Genomic DNA, 18456 nt, shown 5'->3' on the forward strand with positions numbered 1-18456 from the left:
CGCTCGCCGACGCCGGAGTCGAGCCGGGCCCGCGCTGGAGCGGCGACTGGACGGCGGCCGACGGGGCCGCCCTGGCCCCCGAGATCGTGGCGGAGGTGCGCTCGGCCCGCGGCCCGACCGCGATCGCCGCGGCCAACGACCAGATGGCCCTCGGGCTGATCGCCGGGCTCCGCGAGGCGGGCGTCGACGTGCCGGGTGACGTGAGCATCGTCGGCTTCGACGACAACCCGGATGCGGCGTACTACCGCCCGGCGCTCACCACGGTCGGTCTCGACCTCCGAGGGGAGGCGCGCCGCGCCGTCGCCGAGGTGCTCGGGGAGGCCGCATCCGCCCCCGCTCCGCCGCGTCTCGTCGTGCGGGCCTCGACTGCGCCGCCGCGCTGACCTCGACGGCGGGAAAACGACGGTGCGAATCGTTGTTGTTACCGGTAACATAGACGACCGAGGCCCGCTGGGCCCGCCCGCTTCACACGAGACCCGACGGAGGACCCCGTGACCAGCCCCGAACCGGCGACACCCGCCATCAGCCCGGAGGTCGAGGCATCCATCGCCGCCGTCCGCGCCGACGTCGCAACGCTCCACGCCGAGCTCGTCCGCTACAACCTGATCGTCTGGACCGGCGGCAACGTCTCGGGTCGTGTGCCCGGCGCCGACCTGTTCGTCATCAAGCCCTCGGGCGTCTCGTACGACGACCTCGCTCCCGAGAACATGATCCTGTGCGACCTGGACGGCAACGTCGTCCCGGGCAGCCTCGGCAGCGAGCGGAGCCCGTCGAGCGACACCGCCGCGCACGCCTACGTGTACCGCCACATGCCCGAGGTCGGGGGAGTGGTGCACACGCACTCGACGTTCGCCGTCGCGTGGGCGGCGCGCGGCGAGGAGATCCCCTGCGTCATCACGGCGATGGCCGACGAGTTCGGCGGGCCGATCCCGATCGGTCCGTTCGCGATCATCGGCGACGACTCGATCGGCCGCGGCATCGTCGAGACGCTCACCGGCCACCGCTCGCGCGCGGTGCTGATGCAGAACCACGGCCCGTTCACGATCGGCGTCTCCGCCAAGGACGCGGTGAAGGCCGCCGTCATGGTCGAAGACGTCGCCCGCACCGTGCACTACGCACGCGAGGCGGGCCCGCTGATCCCGATCCCGCAGGAGGCGATCGACAGCCTCTACGACCGGTATCAGAACGTGTACGGGCAGAGTTCGGACGAGCGTCGCGAAGAGGGCGAGCGATGATGGATGCTGCGGCCGAGGCCATCCGCGAAGGCCGCACCGCACTCGGCATCGAGCTCGGCTCGACCCGCATCAAGGCCTGCCTCGTCGACGCGGACGATCCGGCGACGGTGCTCGCGGTCGGCTCGCACGCCTGGGAGAACAGGCTCGAGGACGGCCTCTGGACCTACTCCCTCGAGGACGTGTGGTCCGGCCTGCAGGCCGCCTACACCGACCTCGTCGCCGACGCGCAGCAGCGCCACGGCGTCGCGCCCGACTCGTTCGGGGCGATCGGCGTCTCGGCGATGATGCACGGCTACCTCGCGTTCGACGAGGCCGGTGAGCTGCTCGCGCCGTTCCGCACCTGGCGCAACACGAATACGGGCGTGGCTGCCGCCGAGCTCACCGATGCCTTCGGCGTGAACATCCCGCTGCGCTGGTCGATCGCGCACCTGCACCAGGTCGTGCTCGACGCCGAGGAGCACGTCTGCGACATCCGGTTCGTCACGACGCTCGCGGGCTACGTGCACTGGAGACTGACGGGCGAGAAGGTGCTCGGCGTCGGCGACGCGTCGGGCATGTTCCCGATCGACTCGGCGACACAGGATTACGACGCCGACCTTCTCGCACGCTACGACGCGCTGGCGGCCGACCGGCTGCCGGTCGCGCACGTCGCCGAGCTCCTGCCCGCGTCGCTCGTCGCCGGTGCGCCGGCGGGCGCGCTCACGCCGGAGGGCGCCGCGCTGCTCGACGCGTCCGGAACCCTGCGTCCCGGCATCCCGTTCTGCGCTCCCGAGGGTGATGCGGGCACCGGCATGGTCGCGACCAACGCCGTGGCACCCCGGTCGGGCAACGTCAGCGCCGGCACGAGCATCTTCGCGATGGTCGTGCTCGAGCGTCCGCTCGCCGAGGTGCACCACGAGCTCGACCTCGTCACGACCCCCGTCGGCGACACCGTCGCGATGGTGCACTGCAACAACGGCGCGAGCGAGCTCGCGGCGTGGGCCGGCATGTTCGCCCGGTTCGCCGAGGCGGCCGGAACCCCGCTGTCCGATGACGCGGTGTACGAGACCCTCTTCCGCGAAGCGCTCGACGGCGAGGCCGACGGCGGCGGGCTGCTCGCGTACAACCACCTCGCGGGCGAGCCGATCGCCGGGCTCACCGAGGGGCGTCCGCTCTTCGTCCGCACGCCCGACAGCCGCCTCACCCTCGCCAACGCGATCCGCGCGCAGCTCTACGGCGTGTTCGGCACGCTCGCGCTCGGCATGCGCGTGCTCGAGGAGGAGGGTGTCGCCCTCGACCGCATGTTCGCGCACGGGGGCATGTTCCGCACTGCCGGCGTCGCCCAGCGTTTCCTCGCGGGCGCGCTCGGTGCGCCCGTGTCGGTCGGCGACACCGCCTCGGAGGGCGGCGCGTGGGGCATCGCGGTGCTCGCCGCGTACGCACGGGCGGTGAGGAACGAGGATGCTGCGGGCGCAGCATCCGGAATCACCCTCGCCTCCTTCCTCGACGACCGCGTGTTCGCCGACGCGGCCATCGCCACCGCCGAACCCGACCCCGCCGACGTCGCCGGGTTCGCCGCCTACCTCGACCGCTATCGCGCCGGCCTCGCCGTCGAAGCCGCCGCCGTCTCCGCCCTCTGACCCACGAAGGACCCACGATGACCCGCACGCCCCTGTCCACCACGCTCGACGCCTACGAGATCTGGTTCGTCACCGGCAGCCAGACGCTGTACGGCGACGAGACGCTCCGCCAGGTCGCCGAGCAGTCCCAGGCCGTCGCAGCCGGCCTCGAGGGCCTGCCCGTCAAGGTGGTGTGGAAGCCCGTCCTCAAGGACTCCGACTCGATCCGCCGCCTCGCCCTCGAGGTGAACGCCCGCGACGAGGTCATCGGCGTCGTCGCCTGGATGCACACGTTCAGCCCGGCGAAGATGTGGATCGCCGGCCTCGACGCGCTGCAGAAGCCGCTGCTGCACCTGCACACGCAGGCCAACGTCGAGCTGCCGTGGAACGACATCGACTTCGACTTCATGAACCTCAACCAGGCCGCGCACGGCGACCGGGAGTTCGGCTACATCCAGACCCGCCTCGGTGTGGCACGCAAGACGGTCGTCGGCCACGTGTCGAACCCCGTCGTGCTGCAGCAGATCGAGGACTGGCAGCGCGCCGCCGCGGGCTGGGCCGCCTCGCGCTCGCTCAAGCTCGCGCGCTTCGGCGACAACATGCGCTACGTCGCGGTGACCGAGGGCGACAAGACCGAGGCCGAACTGCGGTTCGGCGTGCAGGTCAACACGTGGGGCGTCAACGAGCTCGTCGCCGCCGTCGAGGCGCAGACCGACGGCGACATCGACGCGCTTGTCGACGTGTACCTCGCCGAATACGACGTGGCGGAAGAGCTGCTGCCCGATGGCGACCGCTACCAGTCGCTGCGCGATGGCGCCGCGATCGAGCTCGGGCTGCGTTCCTTCCTCGAGGAGGGCGGCTTCGGCGCCTTCACGACCTCGTTCGAGGACCTCGGCGCACTGAAGCAGCTCCCGGGCCTCGCGGTGCAGCGCCTCATGGCCGAGGGCTACGGCTTCGGCGCCGAGGGCGACTGGAAGACCGCGATCCTGGTGCGCGTCGCCAACGTGATGGGCGCGGGCCTCCCCGGCGGCGCGAGCCTCATGGAGGACTACACCTACGACCTGGTACCCGGCAGCGAGCGGATCCTCGGCGCTCACATGCTCGAGGTGTCGCCGTCGCTGACGACCGCCAAGCCGCGCCTCGAGGTGCACGCGCTCGGCATCGGCGGCAAGGAGGACCCGGTGCGCCTGGTCTTCACCGCCGACCCCGGCCCCGCACTTGTCGTCGCGATGAGCGACATGCGCGACCGCTTCCGTCTCGTCGCCAACGTCGTCGAGAACGTCGATGCCCCCGACCTGCCGAAGCTGCCCGTCGGCCGCGCGGTGTGGAAGCCCGCTCCCGACTTCGCGACGAGCGCCGCCTGCTGGCTCGCCGCCGGCGCCGCCCACCACACCGTCATGACGACGGCGGTCGGCATCGACGTCTTCCGCGACTTCGCCGACATCGCCGCCACCGAGCTCGTCGTCATCGACGACGACACCACGGTGCGCGGCTTCCAGCGGGAGCTGCGCTGGAACCAGGCCTACTACCGCCTCGCCCAGGGCTTCTGACCCCGGCGTGGAATCCCCGGTCTCGACGAGACCGGGGATTCCGCACGAACCCGGGGCGTCGCCCTCGGTCTCAGCGCGAATCCCTGGTTCGAGACGTCTCACGCCGCGCCGCTACTCTGGGTGGCGGCATCCCCGATCCGCAAGGAGCCCTCATGGCACGTCCCCCCGCATCCGGAACCCAGCACGCACTCCGCGCCGGCGACTACGAAGCCGTCGTGGCGAGCGTCGGTGCGACGCTCCGCTCGCTCACGTATCGCGGTCGCGACCTCGTCGTGCCGTTCGAGGCCGACGAGGTCCGTCCCGCGCATCGCGGCGCGACCCTCGCCCCCTGGCCGAACCGCGTGGTCGACGGGCGCTATTCGTTCGGCGGCCGCGACTTCCAGCTGCCGCTCACCGAGCCCGCGCGCTCGCACGCGCTGCACGGCCTCGCTACGTGGCTCGACTTCGAGGCGATCGACAAGGGCCCCGACCATGTGACCCTGGCGGCCGTCATCCAGCCGCAGACGTTCTTCCCGTGGCGCCTCGTTGTCACCACGACGTTCTCGCTCGGCCCTGACGGGCTCACGCAGTCGGTGACGGCGCACAACGAGAGCGACGAGCCCGCCCCGTGGGGCACCGGCCCGCACCCGTACCTCGTCGCCGGCGACGGCCGCGTCGACGGCTGGACGCTTGAGCTGCCCGCCGCCCAGGTGCTGGCCGTCACGCCCGACCGCCTGATCCCGACCGACCTCGTCGCCGTCGACGCCGACGACCCGCAGCGCTTCGACTTCCGCTCCGCCCGCGAGATCGGCGCGGCCGAGATCGACCACGCCTACTCGGGCCTCATCCGCGACGCCGACGGCACCGCGACGGTGCGCGTGACCAGTCCCGCAGGCTCGGGTGTCGAGATGTCGTGGGATGCCGCGTGCCCGTGGGTCCAGGTCCACACCGCCGACAAGCCCGACCCCGCGCAGAGCCGCCTCGGCCTCGCCGTCGAGCCGATGACGTGCGCGCCCGACGCGTTCAACGCCGGGGCGTACGACTACGACGCCGGGCTCATCGAGATCGAGCCCGAGGCATCCGTCACTGCGTCGTGGCGGATCGCCGCGATCGACTGAGCCGCTCGCACGCGACGCGGCGAAAGCGGAGCCGGCCCCCCGGTCGGCTCCGCTTTCATCGTTCTGCGGTCAGCTGTCCCGCAGGTCTTCCTTGATCTCGTTGCGCGTTTTCACCGAGTCGCGCTCCGCTTCGGCCTTCTTGACGTCGGCATCAGCCTTCATCTCGTCGACCTTGTCCCCGACTCGATCGGTGGTGTCTTCCCACGCGTCCTGGATCTTCTCGCCGACGGCCTTGGCCGTCTCCTTCGCGTCTTCCATGAATCCCATCGATCTCTCCTCTCATGAGGGATGACACCGACGCTACGCGCGAGGCCCGAGGGGAGGCAGGGGCTTGATTCGGCGCGTACCAGTTGATAAACGGACGGACGGATGCTGCCGCCCGGGCGCGCCGTGGAGGGATCTGCGGGTGCGCGGCGGCGTCAGCGGACCGGCGTCGTGGTGTCGATCGCGTCGCGGAGCGGGCGGCGCATCGGCGCCCAGTAGTGCGTCGGCGTGACCCGGGCCAGCACGTCGACCAGGCGGGCCTCCCGGCCGATCATCGTGCGCGGACGCCGGCGGATCGTCGCCTCGACGATGCGCGCCGCGGCGTCGGCGGGCTCGGTGTGGTACATCGCGGCCTGAGCGGCCGCCGCGCGCTGGGCGACCGCGGGATCGATCGCCGCGGCGTACCGGCCGTGCAGGATGATGCCGGTCTTCACCCCCGCGGGGTAGACCGCGCCGACGGTGATCGTGGAGCGCTCGAGCTCGTGACGCAGCGACTCGGTGAACCCGCGCACGGCGAACTTGCTCATGGCATAGGGGATGCGCCCCGCAGGAGCCGCGAGCCCGTAGATCGAGACGAGATGCGTGATGTGGGCGGCCGGCTCGCGCCGCAGTGCGGGCAGCAGCGCCTGGGTGACGTTGACGGTGCCCCACAGGTTCACGTCCATGAGCCAGCGCATCTCGGCCATGGTCACCTGATCGATGTCGCCGAGCATCGACGATCCGGCGCACGTGACGAGCGCCTGGATGCGCGGATGGGATGCCTCCACCTCCGCCACGGCCGCGGCGACCGCGTCGTCGTCGGCGAGGTCGATCACGTGCGTGGTGTGCCCGGTGCCGTCGAGGGTGGCGGCCACCGCGGCGAGGCCCTCGGGGTTGCGGTCGAGCAGGGCGATGCGCGCTCCGCGCGCGGCCAGCTGCCGTGCGACGTCGGCACCCATGCCCGCGGCGGCGCCGGTGATGACGGTGGTGCGCCCGCGCACATCCAGGGGTGGCCGCTTCGCCATGTGATGCCTCTCGGTCCGGTCGTCGCCGTCGACGAGCCGCGCATACGATTCTCGCTGACTCGGGAGTGCCCGACGGACGCTAGCCTTCAAGGGGAGGTTCGATGGGCAAGACCGCAGAGGCGATCGCCGAAGGGGTGTCCATCGCGTCCGCCGCCGCCCGCCTGGCGATCCGCAACCGCATCCTCGTCGAGACGATCGCGCACGGCGAAGCGTTCGACGTGGTGGCCTTCACGCCGTTCGCGCGTGAGACTCTTCTCGGCCTCGCCGACGAGCAGGAGCAGGCTGCCGCGCTCGTGAAGCGTCAGCGCAAGAAGGCGTGGGGCAAGTTCACCGATCCCGACGGAACGCACGACTACCGCGACCGCGACACCCGCAACCTCCGCCGGCGCGGCCGGCAGTACGCCGGCGTCGCGACGGCACTCCGGCGCATGGCCGACGACCCTCACGTCGTGCGCACGTTCATCGAGCAGTCGCGTGACGCCGCGTGGGGCGACGTCGAGGCCAATCTCCAGCGCCGCTTGCGGGTCGAGGGCATGCGCCCCGAGCTCGACCCCGACTACGACCGCATGCGCGCCGCCCGCATGCAGTCGATCCGCCTCGTCGACCTCCCGCGCCTGGCCGCCCACAAGCGTCATCAGGACGATCCGGAGACGGATGCTGCGCCCCCGGCCGAGCCCGCACCACACTCGCCGCGCATCTCGGGCATCGATGTGAGCGAGCTCGACTCCTGACGCGTGTCCGTGCCCGGGCGTAGCCTCGAGCCGTGGCCGACGCAGCCCCTCCGCATCCGATGCGCTTTCCTCTGGATCATCCGCTGACCGAGCGGGTGCGCGCCCTCTGCCTGCCCTACCCTGAGGCGGCAGAGGTGCCGGCGCACGGCCGCTCGACCTTCCGAGCGGGCAAGCGCCAGTTCGCGATCGTCGGCGCCGCCCACGACGACGCCGGAGCAGTCGAGTTCATCCCCGACGACCTGGAGCGTCCGGTGCTGCTGGAGCGTGACGACGTCTTCGTGCCGCCCTACGAGGGCGCGTACGGGTGGCTCGCGCTGCGTGTGGAACCGGATGCCGGTGACTGGGAGCTCCTCGCCGAGCTCATCGACACCTCGTACCGACAGGTCGCGCTGCAACGACAGCTGCGTGCTCTCGACGGCGAGTAGGGGAGCGCTGATGCGTGCGGACACGCCCGGGAAACCAGCATCCCGCCGCCGATTCGCGCGGCGCGCATCCGTCAGGTATTCTTGACGACGTTGTGCGCGAGAGCGAGCAACATGCGCCCGTAGCTCAATGGATAGAGCATCTGACTACGGATCAGAAGGTTGGGAGTTCGAGTCTCTTCGGGCGCACACTGTGTTGAGACAGTAACCTTGAGAAAAGCGCCGGTTTACCGGCGCTTTTCTTGTTTCTGCGGGTAGCGGCGCGAGTGGCGACGACGCCACATGGCGTCACAGCACACCACACGTATGTGTGCACCTATGTGTGCACTAGATCCGGGCCCCGACACCCTCCTGCGTGTGCAACTGACGAAGCCCTATGACAGTGGGGCCGCTGCTTTCTGTTTGAGGCGCTCGTAGGGTGTTTGGCCGCCGAGGGCGCCGTGGGGTCGATCGTAGTTGTAGTGGTCTTCCCATTGTTGGAGTCGTTCGGCGAACAGCCGGGTGTCGTCCAGGACCTCGCCCTCAAGGAGCTTGTAGAACTCGTCGGAGTCGATCCGGTGCGAGCGTTCCACCTTGCCGTTCAGGCGTGGCGTGCGGGGTTTGATCTTGACGTGGTCGATGCCCTTGTCGAGCAGGTGCCAGTGGAACGCCTGCCCGAACTCGGCACCGTTATCCGTCTGCACCCGTTCGATCTGGAACGGCAGCTTGGCCAGGACGTGGTCGATGAACTGGATCGCGGTCTTCTGGTCGTTGCGTTCGTAGGCGCGCAGGATCCGGATGCGGGTGCAGTCGTCGATCGCGGTGTACTGGTAGTACCGCTTCTTCTTGCCCTTCTGCCCCAACGGTTCGATGAACTTCACGTCGACCTGCAGCGCGTGTCCGGGGCGTTGCTTCTCGTAGCGCTTCCACCGGGTCTGGGTGCGTTTGTAGCGTTGCGAGGTGGGCAACCTGCCCAGTCCGAGCTTGTGCAGAATCCGCCACACCCCGGACTCGCTGATGGTGACGTCGTGGTACCTCGCCAGGTACATCGAGATCTTCTGCGGCCCGAAGTGGTACTGCTGCCGCAACCACAGGATCTTCTCGACCACATCGCGGTCGGTCTTCGTGGGCTGGTGGTGCGGGGCGCTGGAGCGGTCCTTCAGCCCCTCGAACCCCTCCGCCTCGTATCGTCGCTTCCAGCTGTAGTACGCCTGCCGGCTGATCCCGTAGTAACGGCAGGTGGCAGCGACGTTGAAGCTGACTTCCTCGACATGCCGCAGCACCGCGAGCTTGTGATTCGCCCGCCGCTCGAGCTCTCGATCTGACATGGAATCTTCCTCCCAATCGGAAGACCCAACTGTCAACAACCTCCGTCAGTTTTAGACGACACCCTCCTGCGGGGAAGCGTCAGGACATGCCTGCTAGTTCTGCATCAGGAGATCCCTGACACTTCGATTGCCGGACCGCCAGGTTCTGCAACAGAGGCATGGCGCCTTCGTCCGCGCGGATGGCGTGTGCGGGAGAGTCAGGCGAGAGTGTCGGGCCGGGGCGGGTTCAGGTAGCTGGCGAGTGTGGCGATGCCGGCGCGAGCTTCCTGCTCGAGTTGATGTGTGTACTTCCGGGAGATGTCCTCGGACCCGTGACCGGAGATGCCGGCGTACACGACCCACGGGATGCCCGCGTGCTCGGCCATGGTCGTGTAGGTGTGGCGGAGCCAGTGCGTGGTTGCGGGTCGCTTGATCCCGGCAACAGCAAGCGCTGCTCGGAACGCGGTGTTGCTGGCCTCATTCGTGAGCGGCTTCCCCGTAGGTCGATGCCACACCAGGTGGTGAGGGTTCGGGTCGCTGTCCTTCTCGATGTGCGTCCGAAGTGCTGCGGAGACCTCGGGGGTGAGCGGTGCGACGCGCGGCTTGTAGGACTTCGGGCGTACGAGCGCCCAGCGGCCTTCGAGTAGCTCGTATTCGAGGCTGGGAGCGATGTCGAGGATCCGCTGCGGGCATCGTCCTGCGACCTTGAAGCCGCAGGTCCCGCCGCAGCCGTGCAGCGAGGTGACCTCGACGAGGTTCCAGGACACGTGGGCGAGGTTGTGGTCCAGGTCGAGATCGTTGTGTCGAAGACCGCGCATCTCGCCGTCGCGTGCTCCGGAGAGGAGAGGGAGATTCCATCTCGGGTCTCCCAGAGCGATGAGTGCGGCGGCCTCATGTCTGGTGAGCGAGTCTCGCGCGGCGGGCGCTTGTTTCGGCAGGTCGACGGCCTCCGCGACGTTGCGATTGATCATCCCGTTCTCGACGGCGTAGCCGAGCATCGCGGACAGGGTGCGGTGCGCGCCGGCGACGGAGGCGGGTCCGACGCCGCGGGCGAAGATGGCGCTGTGCAGTCGCCGCACGTCGGTGGGAAGGAGCTCGGCCACGACCCGCTTTCCGAGGATAGGGATGATGCTCGTGGCCAGGTGGGAGCGGTAGCCCTGCATCGTCTTCGGCTTCAGCCGGTCGCCGGCTTCCTCGAGCCAACTGTCAGCGAGGTCGCTGACCCGGGTGCGGTGGTCCAGCGGTTGGCCGTGCTCGGCGAGCTGCTGCATGAGCTTGCGGAGCTTCTTGACGCATTCTTCGCGGGTCTTGGCGTGAACGTACCGCTGTCGTCTGCTGCCGTCAGGGTTGAAGCCGTCATCTACGACGCCGCGCCAGAGGTCGCGGCTCTTCAGGTAGTACAGGCCGCCCTGGCCGTGGTCTCTGCGTTTGGGCATTCGGGGTCACGCCGACGGTAGCTGCTCCGGGTGGGTGGGGAGATGCTCGATGAAGCGCTCGAGATCGGTGACCAGGTAGAGCGGCTTGCGGCCGGAGAAGTGTGGAGTGATGTCGCCGAGTCGAACGTGATGGCGGAGCCGGGAAGGACTCAGTCCGAGCGCGGCGGCCGCGGTGACATGGTCAACGGCGACGACGGTCTGGCCCGTCGTCGTGACGGTGGTCACGCGCGCGGCCGACCCACATTCGATTCCAGCCCTTCCATGCGCCCTGCGGCGCGGGCGCTGCGGATCCAGTCCTGCGCGGTGCGCTCTGGGACGTCCAGTTCCAGCGAGATGAGCTTGACGGGGGACCCGTCCGCGAGCGCTGCCGTGCCGTAGAGGATCTCGACCACGTCCCACCGTTCGTCCTTGACGCCTCGCTTGACGACGGCGGCAGCCATCCATGGAGGGATGATGCGTCCGTCCGCTGATGACGTCAGGTCGGAGACGGTGAGCCAACGCTCGCCCGGTCCATCCTCCAGCTTGACCGTGATGCATCGCGGGATCGCGGTCTGCAGGATCGCCTGCGGCGCCGTGTGGCGTAGCCGGTAGTCGCTGAAGTCGTCGCTGATGGCCCGATTGAGGATCGTGGTGATCACGTAGCGACCTCGCTCCGCGCTGTACGCCGCTTCGATCGTGGTTTCTACGCCCGCGTCCTCATCACGTGTTGTCGCGACGAACGCCGGGGCAATGCGCAATGCGGACCCGACCGGCTGCGTGGCTGCGCGCCCCGTCATTTCTTCGCCATCGAGTGTCTTCACGTCGACCTTCACCCCCTTAGTTTGCCTAACCGCATCGGCATTCCACGAAGCCTCTTGCCAACTATACGACTAAGCGATGTACTGATGTCAAAGGAATTCTAGATTCCACGGTTTTGAAGTTCGGAGGTCCGTGATGCAGGTGATCGCGATAGCGAATCAGAAGGGCGGGGTCGGGAAGACGACCGTCACGATGCAGGTGAGTGCGGAGCTGTCGCGTCGGCATCGGGTGCTGGTGGTCGATGTGGACCGGCAGCAGTCCACGGTGTGGTGGGCGGAGAACGCCCGCGAACGGCTGCCGTTCGACTTCGCCGGCAGCCAGCACCCCAGCATGCTGAGCCGTCTGCAGGAGTTGCGAGCCGACTACGAGATCGTGCTGGTGGATACACCGGGCAGTCCCGAGGACACCGCGGTGTTGGAGACGGTGCTGGATGCCGCGAACTACGTGCTCGTGCCGGTCACGCCTGAGCCGCTCGCGGTGGAGCCCACTCTCCGTACGCTGAGCCGACTGATCGAACCCCGCCATCTGCGTCATGGGGTGCTGCTGAATCGGATCGACCCGCGGGTGCCGAACCAGCTGCAGACCTGGCAGCGGCTGCTGGACTCCGAGCTCGGGGTGCCACGGCTGGCGGCGCATCTGCGGCAGTACAAGGTTCAGTCAGATGCGCCGGTGCTGGGCCAGCTGGTCACGAGTCTGCGCCGCAACCGCCGCACCGAAGGACCGATCGCCGACATCGCCGCGATCGCCCGCGAACTCGAGCAGCTCCTGTCGCCGGCGCCCGCGGGAGCGTGGTGACGGTGGCGAAGGTCGACCTCGCGGGCAGGCTCAGCGGCGCACGGGCGCGTGTGGCGGCTGAGGTGCCGCCAGATGAGGTGCCGGTGGCGATGTTCGCGCGGCTGTCTCGGAAGGACGCGCGGCTCCGCGACGACCAGCTCACCGCACTCGCCGCTGTGGCCGATGTGGTCATGAAGCGCCGTCGCTTCAAAGCGGAGCGGATCACGGAGAACACCCTTATCCGGATCGCGATCGATCTGCTCCTCGCGCACGCCGATCAACTGCACGGCTCGACCGAGGACGAACTTCGGAACTCCGTGACCTCGGCATTCACGAACCTCCGAACTCCGGCATCGACAGGGACCGCGGCCTGCGTCACCGCGAGCGGCGACCACCCGACGCCGCGGAATGATCCGGCTCCCGAACTTCCAAAGTCCGGGACTCCGGGAGTTCCAGGAGTTCCGGACTCCGAACCTCACGTCACCGTTGCCGCTCCCCGAGGGGCTATGCGATGAGCCTGCGTCGGGAGAGGGCATCCGAGGAGGAGCGCGCCAACGGGGCTGAGCAGAATCGGGAGGCGCGCCGCGCTTACCGGGAACGCAACGCTGAGCGCGTCCGCGAGGGTCAGCGGGCATGGCGGCAACGCAACCAGGAACACATCCGCGCATATCGCGCCGCCTACAACGCGGAGCATCGTGAGGAAGTGGCCGCGCAGAAGCGGGCATACATGAAGGGGTACACCGCGCGGAAAGCGGCCGAACAGCGACGACGCAAGTCGAAGCGGGTGAGCTCGAAGAAGTACTACGAGGCGCACAAGGCTGAGCACCACGAATACACAAGGCAGTGGCAGGCCCGTAAGCGCGCGGAGGACCCGGACGGGTACCGGGCGATGCGCGCCAAGGCGCAGCGCCGCTGGTGGGAGTCCCACAAGGACGAGTACAACGCGAAACTCCGTGCGCAGCATCGTGAGAACCCGGAACCGAAACGCGCCGCCGCGCGGGCGTACTACGCCGCGCACGCCGACGAGCTGAAGGCGAAGAAGCGGGCCTACTACGCCGAGAACCGCGAGAAGGTACTCGCCAACAATCGGGCATGGAAGGACCGCGAGAAGCGTCGCAGGGACGCCGGGCTCCCGCCTCGCCGGACCCGCACGATCAGTGCCGCGGAACGTCGCGTCAATGCTGCCGCCGCCGACGCGTTCTTCGCCCGGGAGCGCACGCCAGACGAGATCGCCGCGATGCGGCGGAAGCCTGCTTCTCCTGTGGAGTTGCTGCAGTCGACGCCGCCGGAGCTGGTCGCGGCGTTCGAACGTGACAGCCAGCGTGCCCGGATTGAACACACGCTCGCCACCGACGGGAGTTACGCGAGCCGTAGGCAGATCGCCGAGGCGCGTCGGTGGCAGGCCGCCCGGCAACCGACGCGTCGAGATCAACGGCAGGCGATCGAAGATGCCCGCCTGGACGCGATCGGCAAGCAGGTCAACGACCGCCTTCGCCACCGCGATCCGCCGCGGCGCCGACACCACCTCGACCCCGACCCCGCCGCGCCGCACCCGATGCTGAACCCGAACACCACGATGGGAATGAACCGATGACCACCCCGACCGGAGAGACGATCATGCTCGACCCCGCCGAAGCCGAGGCCGCCCTGTACCGGGTCGCGACCTGCGCCTTCATGTGGCACTCGCGCAAGGAAGCCGACGAACCCGGCTGGACCATTTCCGAAGACCTCGACTGGTGCCTTGCCCCACTTGCCGGACTCCCGACCGACGAACTGGCCGACCTGCGCGCCACGATCCACGTCCTGATCACCACCCCGACCGCGGACAGGCAGGCCTTCATCCGCCACCTCGCCGCGCTGAGCGGCGACACCTCCTTCGACAACCTCTAACACCGCCGCAACGCCGGAAGGAACCCATCATGAGCATCCTCACCCAGATGCTGCCCCTGGTTGCGGCCACCGCGATCGCCTCCACCCTCGCGGTCCTGCTGCTCCCGATGGCCGCCGGACAACTCATCCGCGGGCACCCGATCCAGGCAGCCCGCTCCACCGGCGCCGCGGCTCTGTGTGCCGTTGTCGCGGCGGCGCTCGCCACCGCGCTGGCGACCTCCACCTTCCCACCAGGCTGACCGACTGAGTCGGGACTGCCGATCAGGGGCGAGGGAGGCGGGTCACCACAGGCCGGGGCCTTCCTGGCGGGTCATCGTAGCTCCCTCCGGGTGCTCCGTTCCGGGCTTTCGCGGCATAGCCTCACCCCTCCGCCAGGGCTCCGGGCCTCCGGTATTCCACGGTCCCGGCACTGCGCACCCTCCGCTCGCACACGACGCCACTGCCAGGAAAGGCGCCACCGAAGTCACGAGAGAAGGAACCATCATGAACACGACAACGACGTCCCCCACCCGCCAGGGGGTGGGAGCGCACCCGGACAGCATCGTCGCGTGGGACCGGCTCGAAGAGACCGTCGACCGGCTCGCCGGCATCATCGATCAGCGACTGGCCGGCCATGACGACCAGTTGGTGTGCAGCCTGCAGTTCCCCGAAGCGGAAGCGCTCGCGGAGGTGCTCGACGCGGGCAGGCACACCCACACCGCGGCGAGGCTGATGCACCGGTGGGCGCTCACCGAACCTGACTGGGACGACGACCGCGCTCACGAAGAGATCGTGCGCGGCTGGCTCGACCTCGATAGCCAGCCGCAACTGTCGGGCGTGGACCGCTAACTTCTCGGGTTCGGATCGCGGGGGAGTGGGGCGAGGGCTCGCTGCACGGAGTTGGCGCTCACCCCGAGCACCCTCGCGATGTGGGTGATCGGCCGATCCAGGTTGCGCAGCTCCACCGCCATCGCTACCTTCTCCGGCGTCATCACTGTCGGCCGGCCCGGCCGTTTCCCGGTGGCCGCCGCCGACGCCATCCCCGCGCGAGTCCGCAGGCTCACCAGCCGGCGCCGCAGCCCCTCCACCGCCGCCAGCACCTGCGCGGGGTCCATCGCGTGGTCTGCGCCGGTGCAGAAGGCCGGCTCCGTCAACGAACGGAATCCCACACCGCGCGCGTCGAGCTTGGTGACCGTGGCGGAGAAATGGGTGACGGCGTGTGACAAGTGTGCGGCGCTCGGCACCACCAGCAGGTCGCCGGCCTCGAGGAACGCCAGGCACTCAGTCAGCGCGGGACGTTTGCGGGGATCGGCGGTCCCGTCGTCTATGAACACCCGCACCGCCCCGCTCGCCGTCAACGCCGCCAGATCGGCGGCTGTGTCGAGCTCCGGGGCGAGCTGGCGGGTGTAGCCGACCAACCGCGTCACCGCGACACGCCCCCACGCTCCGGACCACCCGGCACGACCACGGGCGCGGCGATATCGATCGGCCCCACCGCCGGGGTGACGGACTGTCGGAGGGTGACGAGGGCGGCGACGGTCTTCTGCTCGATCGCGGTCGTAAACTTCCCGCCCGCCGGGACATGCAACCGTGGGATCACCTCCCGCAGCGCCGTCTCGTGCAGGTTCACCAGCAGCTCACCGACCCCGTCCGGCATCGATCGCAGGCTGACGGCGAAGCCGGTGAGGTGGTGCAGCTCGCTCAGCCACTGGGTCGCATCGAACCGACCCATCCGCGCCGATTGCGCCGCCGCCAACGCCGCCCCCGCCCCGGCGAACCCCGGTTCGGTGCGGGGCGCGTCGAACACGTGCTGGCCGTCGCGGGCGACCACCGTCACCCGGTCCACCCCGCCGGACTGCTCCACCGACTCCACCAGCCGCCGGGTCGCGTGGAACGCGTCGTCGTGCTCAGCCCTGCGGGGCAGCGTTGCCCGGCGTCGGGCCTGCACATCACGTAGGTAGCCGGAAGTGACCGACAGCAAGCTCTCCGCCCGACTCGATCCCACCACCACCAGGCGGGTCGTGAAGCCTTCCGCCGCGAACCGCTCGGCAGTGCCGACCACGGCCGGCACGTTGCCGAACGACCCCTCCAACACAGCCGACCGGTGATGCTCACGGGCGTAGCGGATGCACGCGCTCAGCCACCCGGCGACCACCTGGGCCACCTCCGAGGAGTCCGCGCCCGAGTCGAAGAAGGCCGGGTGGAACGCGCGAAGCTCGGCGCTGTTCAGCACCACGAGCCCGGGCGTCGATTCGCCGCGCGGTTGCGCAGCCGCACGACTACGCCCGGAGCCGGGTTGCCCGGCGAGCAGCGTGAACGTCGGAGTCGGGTCAGCCTCCTGGCCTGGGAAGTACAGCGGCAGGATGTCGCGCCGCAGGATCTCCTCGCGGGCAGCGTCGTCCAGGGTCGCTGTGCTCACGGAGTTGCCTCGAGCTCACGCACGCGACGGTCGATCCGCTCGGCGAGATCGGTCACCGCCGCCCGGTCGTACCCGTCGACAGCCGCCACCTCGCGACGCCACCCCGCCTGCTCGACCCGTGCCCGCTCCGCCTCGGGATCGGCCCCGTTCGCGACCGCGAGCAGCAGCGCGGACAGTGTCGTGGCGGCGTCGCGCATCCGGTCGTAGGTGACCACATCGTTGACTCGCCATGGCGAGGTCGCTCCGGGCATCGACCCTCCTCGACGCCCATCGTACCGAGTGCCCCAAAAAGGGTGTGCCACTTCTTTTGGCGTTGATCGCCAGGTTCGATCGGCCAGCCGCGAGCGGCTGTCAGTGTTGTCCGCCCGCGTCCGCGGGCGTTGTTCGCCGTGAAGCCTGCGGCAGTCTACGGTCGGCGCCGCTGCGCGCAAGCAGCTGACGCTGCCGGCTCCTCCGAGACTTTCGGCACGCGGTCGCAAGCTCCCTTATTTCGCGCCGAAACTCTCTCCCCCTCCGCCCTTCGGGTTGCACGCCGCGTCGCGCTCCCTGACAGGCACTTCGTGCCTTCCCGGCAAACAACGACAGGGAGAGAGAGATGACCATCACCACCACCCCCACCGGGACCGTCGAACACGTCGACCCCGGCACGCTCCTCGTCGAGACCAACGTGCGCACGGCGGCGCCGCTCGATGCCGGGTTCGTGGACAGCATCCGACAGGTCGGGGTGCTCACCCCGTTGCTGGCATGGCGAGACCAGGACGGGGGAGTGCATGTTCGTGCCGGACAACGCCGCACCCTCGCCGCCCGGGAAGCCGGCACCTCCACCGTCCCCGTCTATGTCGTCGACGCAGGGGATGACGACACGGCGCGGCGGATCGTGGAGCAGCTGATCGAGAACGACCAGCGCGAAGCGCTCACCGACGCCGACCGCATCCAAGCCTGGCGCGCCCTCGAACTCGAAGGACTCTCCGCCACGACGATCGCCAAGCGCACCGGCACCACACGCGACCGGGTCAAGACCGGCCTCGCCGTCGCCCAAAGCACCACCGCCACCGATGCCGTCGCCGAGGGCGGGTTGACGCTGGACCAGGCGGCGATCCTGCTGGAGTTCGACGGCGACACCGACACCGTTGCGGAGCTGACCGAGATCGCGACCACGGATCCCGGGTACTTCCCGGTCGCGGTCGAGCGGGCACGGCAGGACCGGGTCGCGCGGGAGGCGAAGGAGAAGGTCGAGCAGGAGGAAGCCGCCAAGGGCCACCGGATCCTCCACGAACGCCCCAGCGACCACCACACCGCCCCGTACCGGGTGCGGATGCTCCGCACCGCCGACGACGATCCCGTCGACCCCGACACCATCCAAGGCAAGTCCGGTGTCGCCGTGTACGTCGCCACGTACTACGGGGGAGAGGCGCGAGCCGAGTACTACCTCGATGACCCCGCCGCGCTCGGGCTCACGGTCCGCGAAGAGGCAGGCTACGGGGTCGGCGGTACGCAGTCGGGGCCGATGACCGACGAGCAGAAGGCGGAGCGGAAGGAACTGATCGCCAACAACAGGCAGTGGGATGCCGCCGAAGCGGTGCGCCGCGAATGGCTCGCCCAGTTCCTCGCCCGAAAGACGACCCCGAAGAACGCGCAGACCGTGATCGCTGAGGCCCTTACGGGTGCCCGGTGGAAGATCGCCGACGGCCTCACCCGAGGGTCGACGACAGCGAAGATGCTGCTCGGGATCGACGGCGCGGACAACGGCGACCAGATCGTCGAGTACCTGACCGCGCACCCGAACCGGGCCGTGCACGTCACCCTCGCCGTCGTGCTCGGTGGGATCGAGCAGAACACCAGCCGCAACACCTGGCGCGCACCCAGCGCGGATACCGCGTGGTACCTGCGCACCCTCCAGAGCTGGGGCTACACGCTGTGCCCCGTCGAACGCATCGCCGCCATGCTCACCGACGCCACCCCCACCGAGTAGC

General features: G+C 69.4%; 22 protein-coding genes and 1 tRNA gene. 14 read left to right on the forward strand and 9 right to left on the reverse strand.

The annotated features are described in order from the left end of the window. The 5 genes from AC3A46_RS14950 to AC3A46_RS14970 all read left to right on the forward strand — a co-directional run. Nucleotides 1-383 (forward strand): substrate-binding domain-containing protein (locus AC3A46_RS14950; protein ID WP_487665903.1); only part of this gene is annotated, 383 nt, incomplete at its 5' end. 108 nt (nt 384-491) lie between these two features. Beyond that, on the forward strand, nt 492-1235 hold the full coding sequence (locus AC3A46_RS14955; protein ID WP_487665904.1) for an L-ribulose-5-phosphate 4-epimerase: 744 nt from the start codon (nt 492-494) through the stop codon (nt 1233-1235). After that, a complete protein-coding gene (locus AC3A46_RS14960; RefSeq protein ID WP_487665905.1) occupies nt 1232-2854 on the forward strand; it encodes a xylulokinase in 1623 nt (540 codons plus the stop codon). The genes AC3A46_RS14955 and AC3A46_RS14960 overlap by 4 nt, the downstream gene beginning before the upstream one ends. Nucleotides 2855-2871: 17 nt before the next feature. Beyond that, nucleotides 2872-4383, forward strand: coding sequence for an L-arabinose isomerase (araA, locus tag AC3A46_RS14965; protein WP_487665906.1), 1512 nt, complete (start codon nt 2872-2874; stop codon nt 4381-4383). A gap of 152 nt (nt 4384-4535) precedes the next feature. After that, nucleotides 4536-5480, forward strand: coding sequence for an aldose 1-epimerase family protein (locus AC3A46_RS14970; RefSeq protein ID WP_487665907.1), 945 nt, complete (start codon nt 4536-4538; stop codon nt 5478-5480). Nucleotides 5481-5549: 69 nt separating this feature from the next. On the opposite strand, the gene AC3A46_RS14975 is transcribed toward AC3A46_RS14970, so the two are convergent. Together AC3A46_RS14975 and AC3A46_RS14980 are read right to left on the reverse strand one after the other, a co-directional pair. Then, the gene (locus AC3A46_RS14975) at nt 5550-5747 is read right to left on the reverse strand and encodes a hypothetical protein (RefSeq protein WP_056368652.1); all 198 of its coding nucleotides are present in this window, start codon (nt 5745-5747) and stop codon (nt 5550-5552) included. 152 nt (nt 5748-5899) lie between these two features. Continuing rightward, a complete protein-coding gene (locus AC3A46_RS14980) occupies nt 5900-6748 on the reverse strand; it encodes an SDR family NAD(P)-dependent oxidoreductase (RefSeq protein ID WP_487665908.1) in 849 nt (282 codons plus the stop codon). 101 nt (nt 6749-6849) lie between these two features. Here AC3A46_RS14980 and AC3A46_RS14985 point away from each other — a divergent pair, with 101 nt between their 5' ends. From AC3A46_RS14985 to AC3A46_RS14995, 3 genes are all read left to right on the forward strand, one after another. Continuing rightward, the gene (locus AC3A46_RS14985; protein ID WP_487665909.1) at nt 6850-7479 is read left to right on the forward strand and encodes an asparagine synthase; all 630 of its coding nucleotides are present in this window, start codon (nt 6850-6852) and stop codon (nt 7477-7479) included. Nucleotides 7480-7511: 32 nt separating this feature from the next. Beyond that, the gene (locus AC3A46_RS14990; RefSeq protein WP_487665910.1) at nt 7512-7904 is read left to right on the forward strand and encodes an MmcQ/YjbR family DNA-binding protein; all 393 of its coding nucleotides are present in this window, start codon (nt 7512-7514) and stop codon (nt 7902-7904) included. Between the two features lie 113 nt (nt 7905-8017). Beyond that, nucleotides 8018-8090, forward strand: a tRNA-Arg gene (locus tag AC3A46_RS14995). Nucleotides 8091-8275: 185 nt separating this feature from the next. Here AC3A46_RS14995 and AC3A46_RS15000 read toward each other — a convergent pair. The 4 genes from AC3A46_RS15000 to AC3A46_RS15015 form a co-directional block, all read right to left on the reverse strand. After that, complete coding sequence (locus AC3A46_RS15000; protein WP_487665911.1) at nt 8276-9208, reverse strand: IS481 family transposase; 933 nt, start codon at nt 9206-9208, stop codon at nt 8276-8278. Nucleotides 9209-9405: 197 nt separating this feature from the next. Continuing rightward, entirely contained in the window at nt 9406-10623 is a 1218-nt protein-coding gene (locus AC3A46_RS15005) for a tyrosine-type recombinase/integrase (RefSeq protein WP_487665912.1), read from the reverse strand. A 6-nt stretch (nt 10624-10629) separates the two neighbouring features. Then, nucleotides 10630-10848, reverse strand: a complete 219-nt coding sequence (locus AC3A46_RS15010) for a helix-turn-helix domain-containing protein (RefSeq protein WP_487665913.1) — start codon at nt 10846-10848, stop codon at nt 10630-10632. Continuing rightward, on the reverse strand, nt 10845-11435 hold the full coding sequence (locus AC3A46_RS15015; protein WP_487665914.1) for a hypothetical protein: 591 nt from the start codon (nt 11433-11435) through the stop codon (nt 10845-10847). The genes AC3A46_RS15010 and AC3A46_RS15015 overlap by 4 nt, the downstream gene beginning before the upstream one ends. Before the next feature lie 121 nt (nt 11436-11556). Here AC3A46_RS15015 and AC3A46_RS15020 point away from each other — a divergent pair, with 121 nt between their 5' ends. From AC3A46_RS15020 to AC3A46_RS15040, 5 genes are all read left to right on the forward strand, one after another. Further along, complete coding sequence (locus tag AC3A46_RS15020; RefSeq protein ID WP_487665949.1) at nt 11557-12216, forward strand: ParA family protein; 660 nt, start codon at nt 11557-11559, stop codon at nt 12214-12216. Nucleotides 12217-12706: 490 nt separating this feature from the next. Then, a complete protein-coding gene (locus tag AC3A46_RS15025) occupies nt 12707-13789 on the forward strand; it encodes a hypothetical protein (RefSeq protein ID WP_487665915.1) in 1083 nt (360 codons plus the stop codon). Beyond that, nucleotides 13786-14085 carry a hypothetical protein gene (locus AC3A46_RS15030; protein WP_487665916.1) on the forward strand — a complete coding sequence of 100 codons (300 nt, stop codon included), beginning with the start codon at nt 13786-13788 and terminating at the stop codon, nt 14083-14085. Before AC3A46_RS15025 ends, AC3A46_RS15030 begins: the two co-directional genes overlap by 4 nt. A 29-nt stretch (nt 14086-14114) precedes the next feature. Then, complete coding sequence (locus AC3A46_RS15035; protein ID WP_487665917.1) at nt 14115-14324, forward strand: hypothetical protein; 210 nt, start codon at nt 14115-14117, stop codon at nt 14322-14324. A gap of 244 nt (nt 14325-14568) precedes the next feature. Beyond that, entirely contained in the window at nt 14569-14913 is a 345-nt protein-coding gene (locus AC3A46_RS15040; RefSeq protein WP_487665918.1) for a hypothetical protein, read from the forward strand. Here AC3A46_RS15040 and AC3A46_RS15045 read toward each other — a convergent pair. From AC3A46_RS15045 to AC3A46_RS15055, 3 genes are read right to left on the reverse strand one after another with little or no spacing between them, the layout of a single operon-like run. Further along, entirely contained in the window at nt 14910-15482 is a 573-nt protein-coding gene (locus tag AC3A46_RS15045; protein WP_487665919.1) for a recombinase family protein, read from the reverse strand. The two genes, AC3A46_RS15040 and AC3A46_RS15045, sit on opposite strands and share 4 nt — an antisense overlap. 5 nt (nt 15483-15487) lie before the next feature. Further along, the gene (locus AC3A46_RS15050) at nt 15488-16483 is read right to left on the reverse strand and encodes a zeta toxin family protein (protein WP_487665920.1); all 996 of its coding nucleotides are present in this window, start codon (nt 16481-16483) and stop codon (nt 15488-15490) included. After that, nucleotides 16480-16734, reverse strand: coding sequence for a hypothetical protein (locus AC3A46_RS15055; RefSeq protein WP_487665921.1), 255 nt, complete (start codon nt 16732-16734; stop codon nt 16480-16482). The genes AC3A46_RS15050 and AC3A46_RS15055 overlap by 4 nt, the downstream gene beginning before the upstream one ends. A gap of 344 nt (nt 16735-17078) precedes the next feature. Here AC3A46_RS15055 and AC3A46_RS15060 point away from each other — a divergent pair, with 344 nt between their 5' ends. Further along, nucleotides 17079-18455 carry a ParB/RepB/Spo0J family partition protein gene (locus tag AC3A46_RS15060; protein ID WP_487665922.1) on the forward strand — a complete coding sequence of 459 codons (1377 nt, stop codon included), beginning with the start codon at nt 17079-17081 and terminating at the stop codon, nt 18453-18455. Nucleotide 18456: the final 1 nt, after the last annotated feature.

The sequence above is a fragment of the Microbacterium sp. Soil_C_42 genome, from assembly GCF_057656735.1.

Excerpts from the sequence above, each read along its gene's own strand:
- AC3A46_RS14960 (WP_487665905.1), top strand. The coding sequence starts at position 1,232 with ATGATGGATGCTGCGGCCGAGGCCATCCGCGAAGGCCGCACCGCACTC.
- araA (WP_487665906.1), top strand. The coding sequence starts at position 2,872 with ATGACCCGCACGCCCCTGTCCACCACGCTCGACGCCTACGAGATCTGG.
- AC3A46_RS14970 (WP_487665907.1), top strand. The coding sequence starts at position 4,536 with ATGGCACGTCCCCCCGCATCCGGAACCCAGCACGCACTCCGCGCCGGC.
- AC3A46_RS14975 (WP_056368652.1), bottom strand. The coding sequence starts at position 5,747 with ATGGGATTCATGGAAGACGCGAAGGAGACGGCCAAGGCCGTCGGCGAG.
- AC3A46_RS14980 (WP_487665908.1), bottom strand. The coding sequence starts at position 6,748 with ATGGCGAAGCGGCCACCCCTGGATGTGCGCGGGCGCACCACCGTCATC.
- AC3A46_RS14985 (WP_487665909.1), top strand. The coding sequence starts at position 6,850 with ATGGGCAAGACCGCAGAGGCGATCGCCGAAGGGGTGTCCATCGCGTCC.
- AC3A46_RS15000 (WP_487665911.1), bottom strand. The coding sequence starts at position 9,208 with ATGTCAGATCGAGAGCTCGAGCGGCGGGCGAATCACAAGCTCGCGGTG.
- AC3A46_RS15005 (WP_487665912.1), bottom strand. The coding sequence starts at position 10,623 with ATGCCCAAACGCAGAGACCACGGCCAGGGCGGCCTGTACTACCTGAAG.
- AC3A46_RS15020 (WP_487665949.1), top strand. The coding sequence starts at position 11,557 with ATGCAGGTGATCGCGATAGCGAATCAGAAGGGCGGGGTCGGGAAGACG.
- AC3A46_RS15025 (WP_487665915.1), top strand. The coding sequence starts at position 12,707 with ATGAGCCTGCGTCGGGAGAGGGCATCCGAGGAGGAGCGCGCCAACGGG.
- AC3A46_RS15030 (WP_487665916.1), top strand. The coding sequence starts at position 13,786 with ATGACCACCCCGACCGGAGAGACGATCATGCTCGACCCCGCCGAAGCC.
- AC3A46_RS15035 (WP_487665917.1), top strand. The coding sequence starts at position 14,115 with ATGAGCATCCTCACCCAGATGCTGCCCCTGGTTGCGGCCACCGCGATC.
- AC3A46_RS15040 (WP_487665918.1), top strand. The coding sequence starts at position 14,569 with ATGAACACGACAACGACGTCCCCCACCCGCCAGGGGGTGGGAGCGCAC.
- AC3A46_RS15055 (WP_487665921.1), bottom strand. The coding sequence starts at position 16,734 with ATGCCCGGAGCGACCTCGCCATGGCGAGTCAACGATGTGGTCACCTAC.
- AC3A46_RS15060 (WP_487665922.1), top strand. The coding sequence starts at position 17,079 with ATGACCATCACCACCACCCCCACCGGGACCGTCGAACACGTCGACCCC.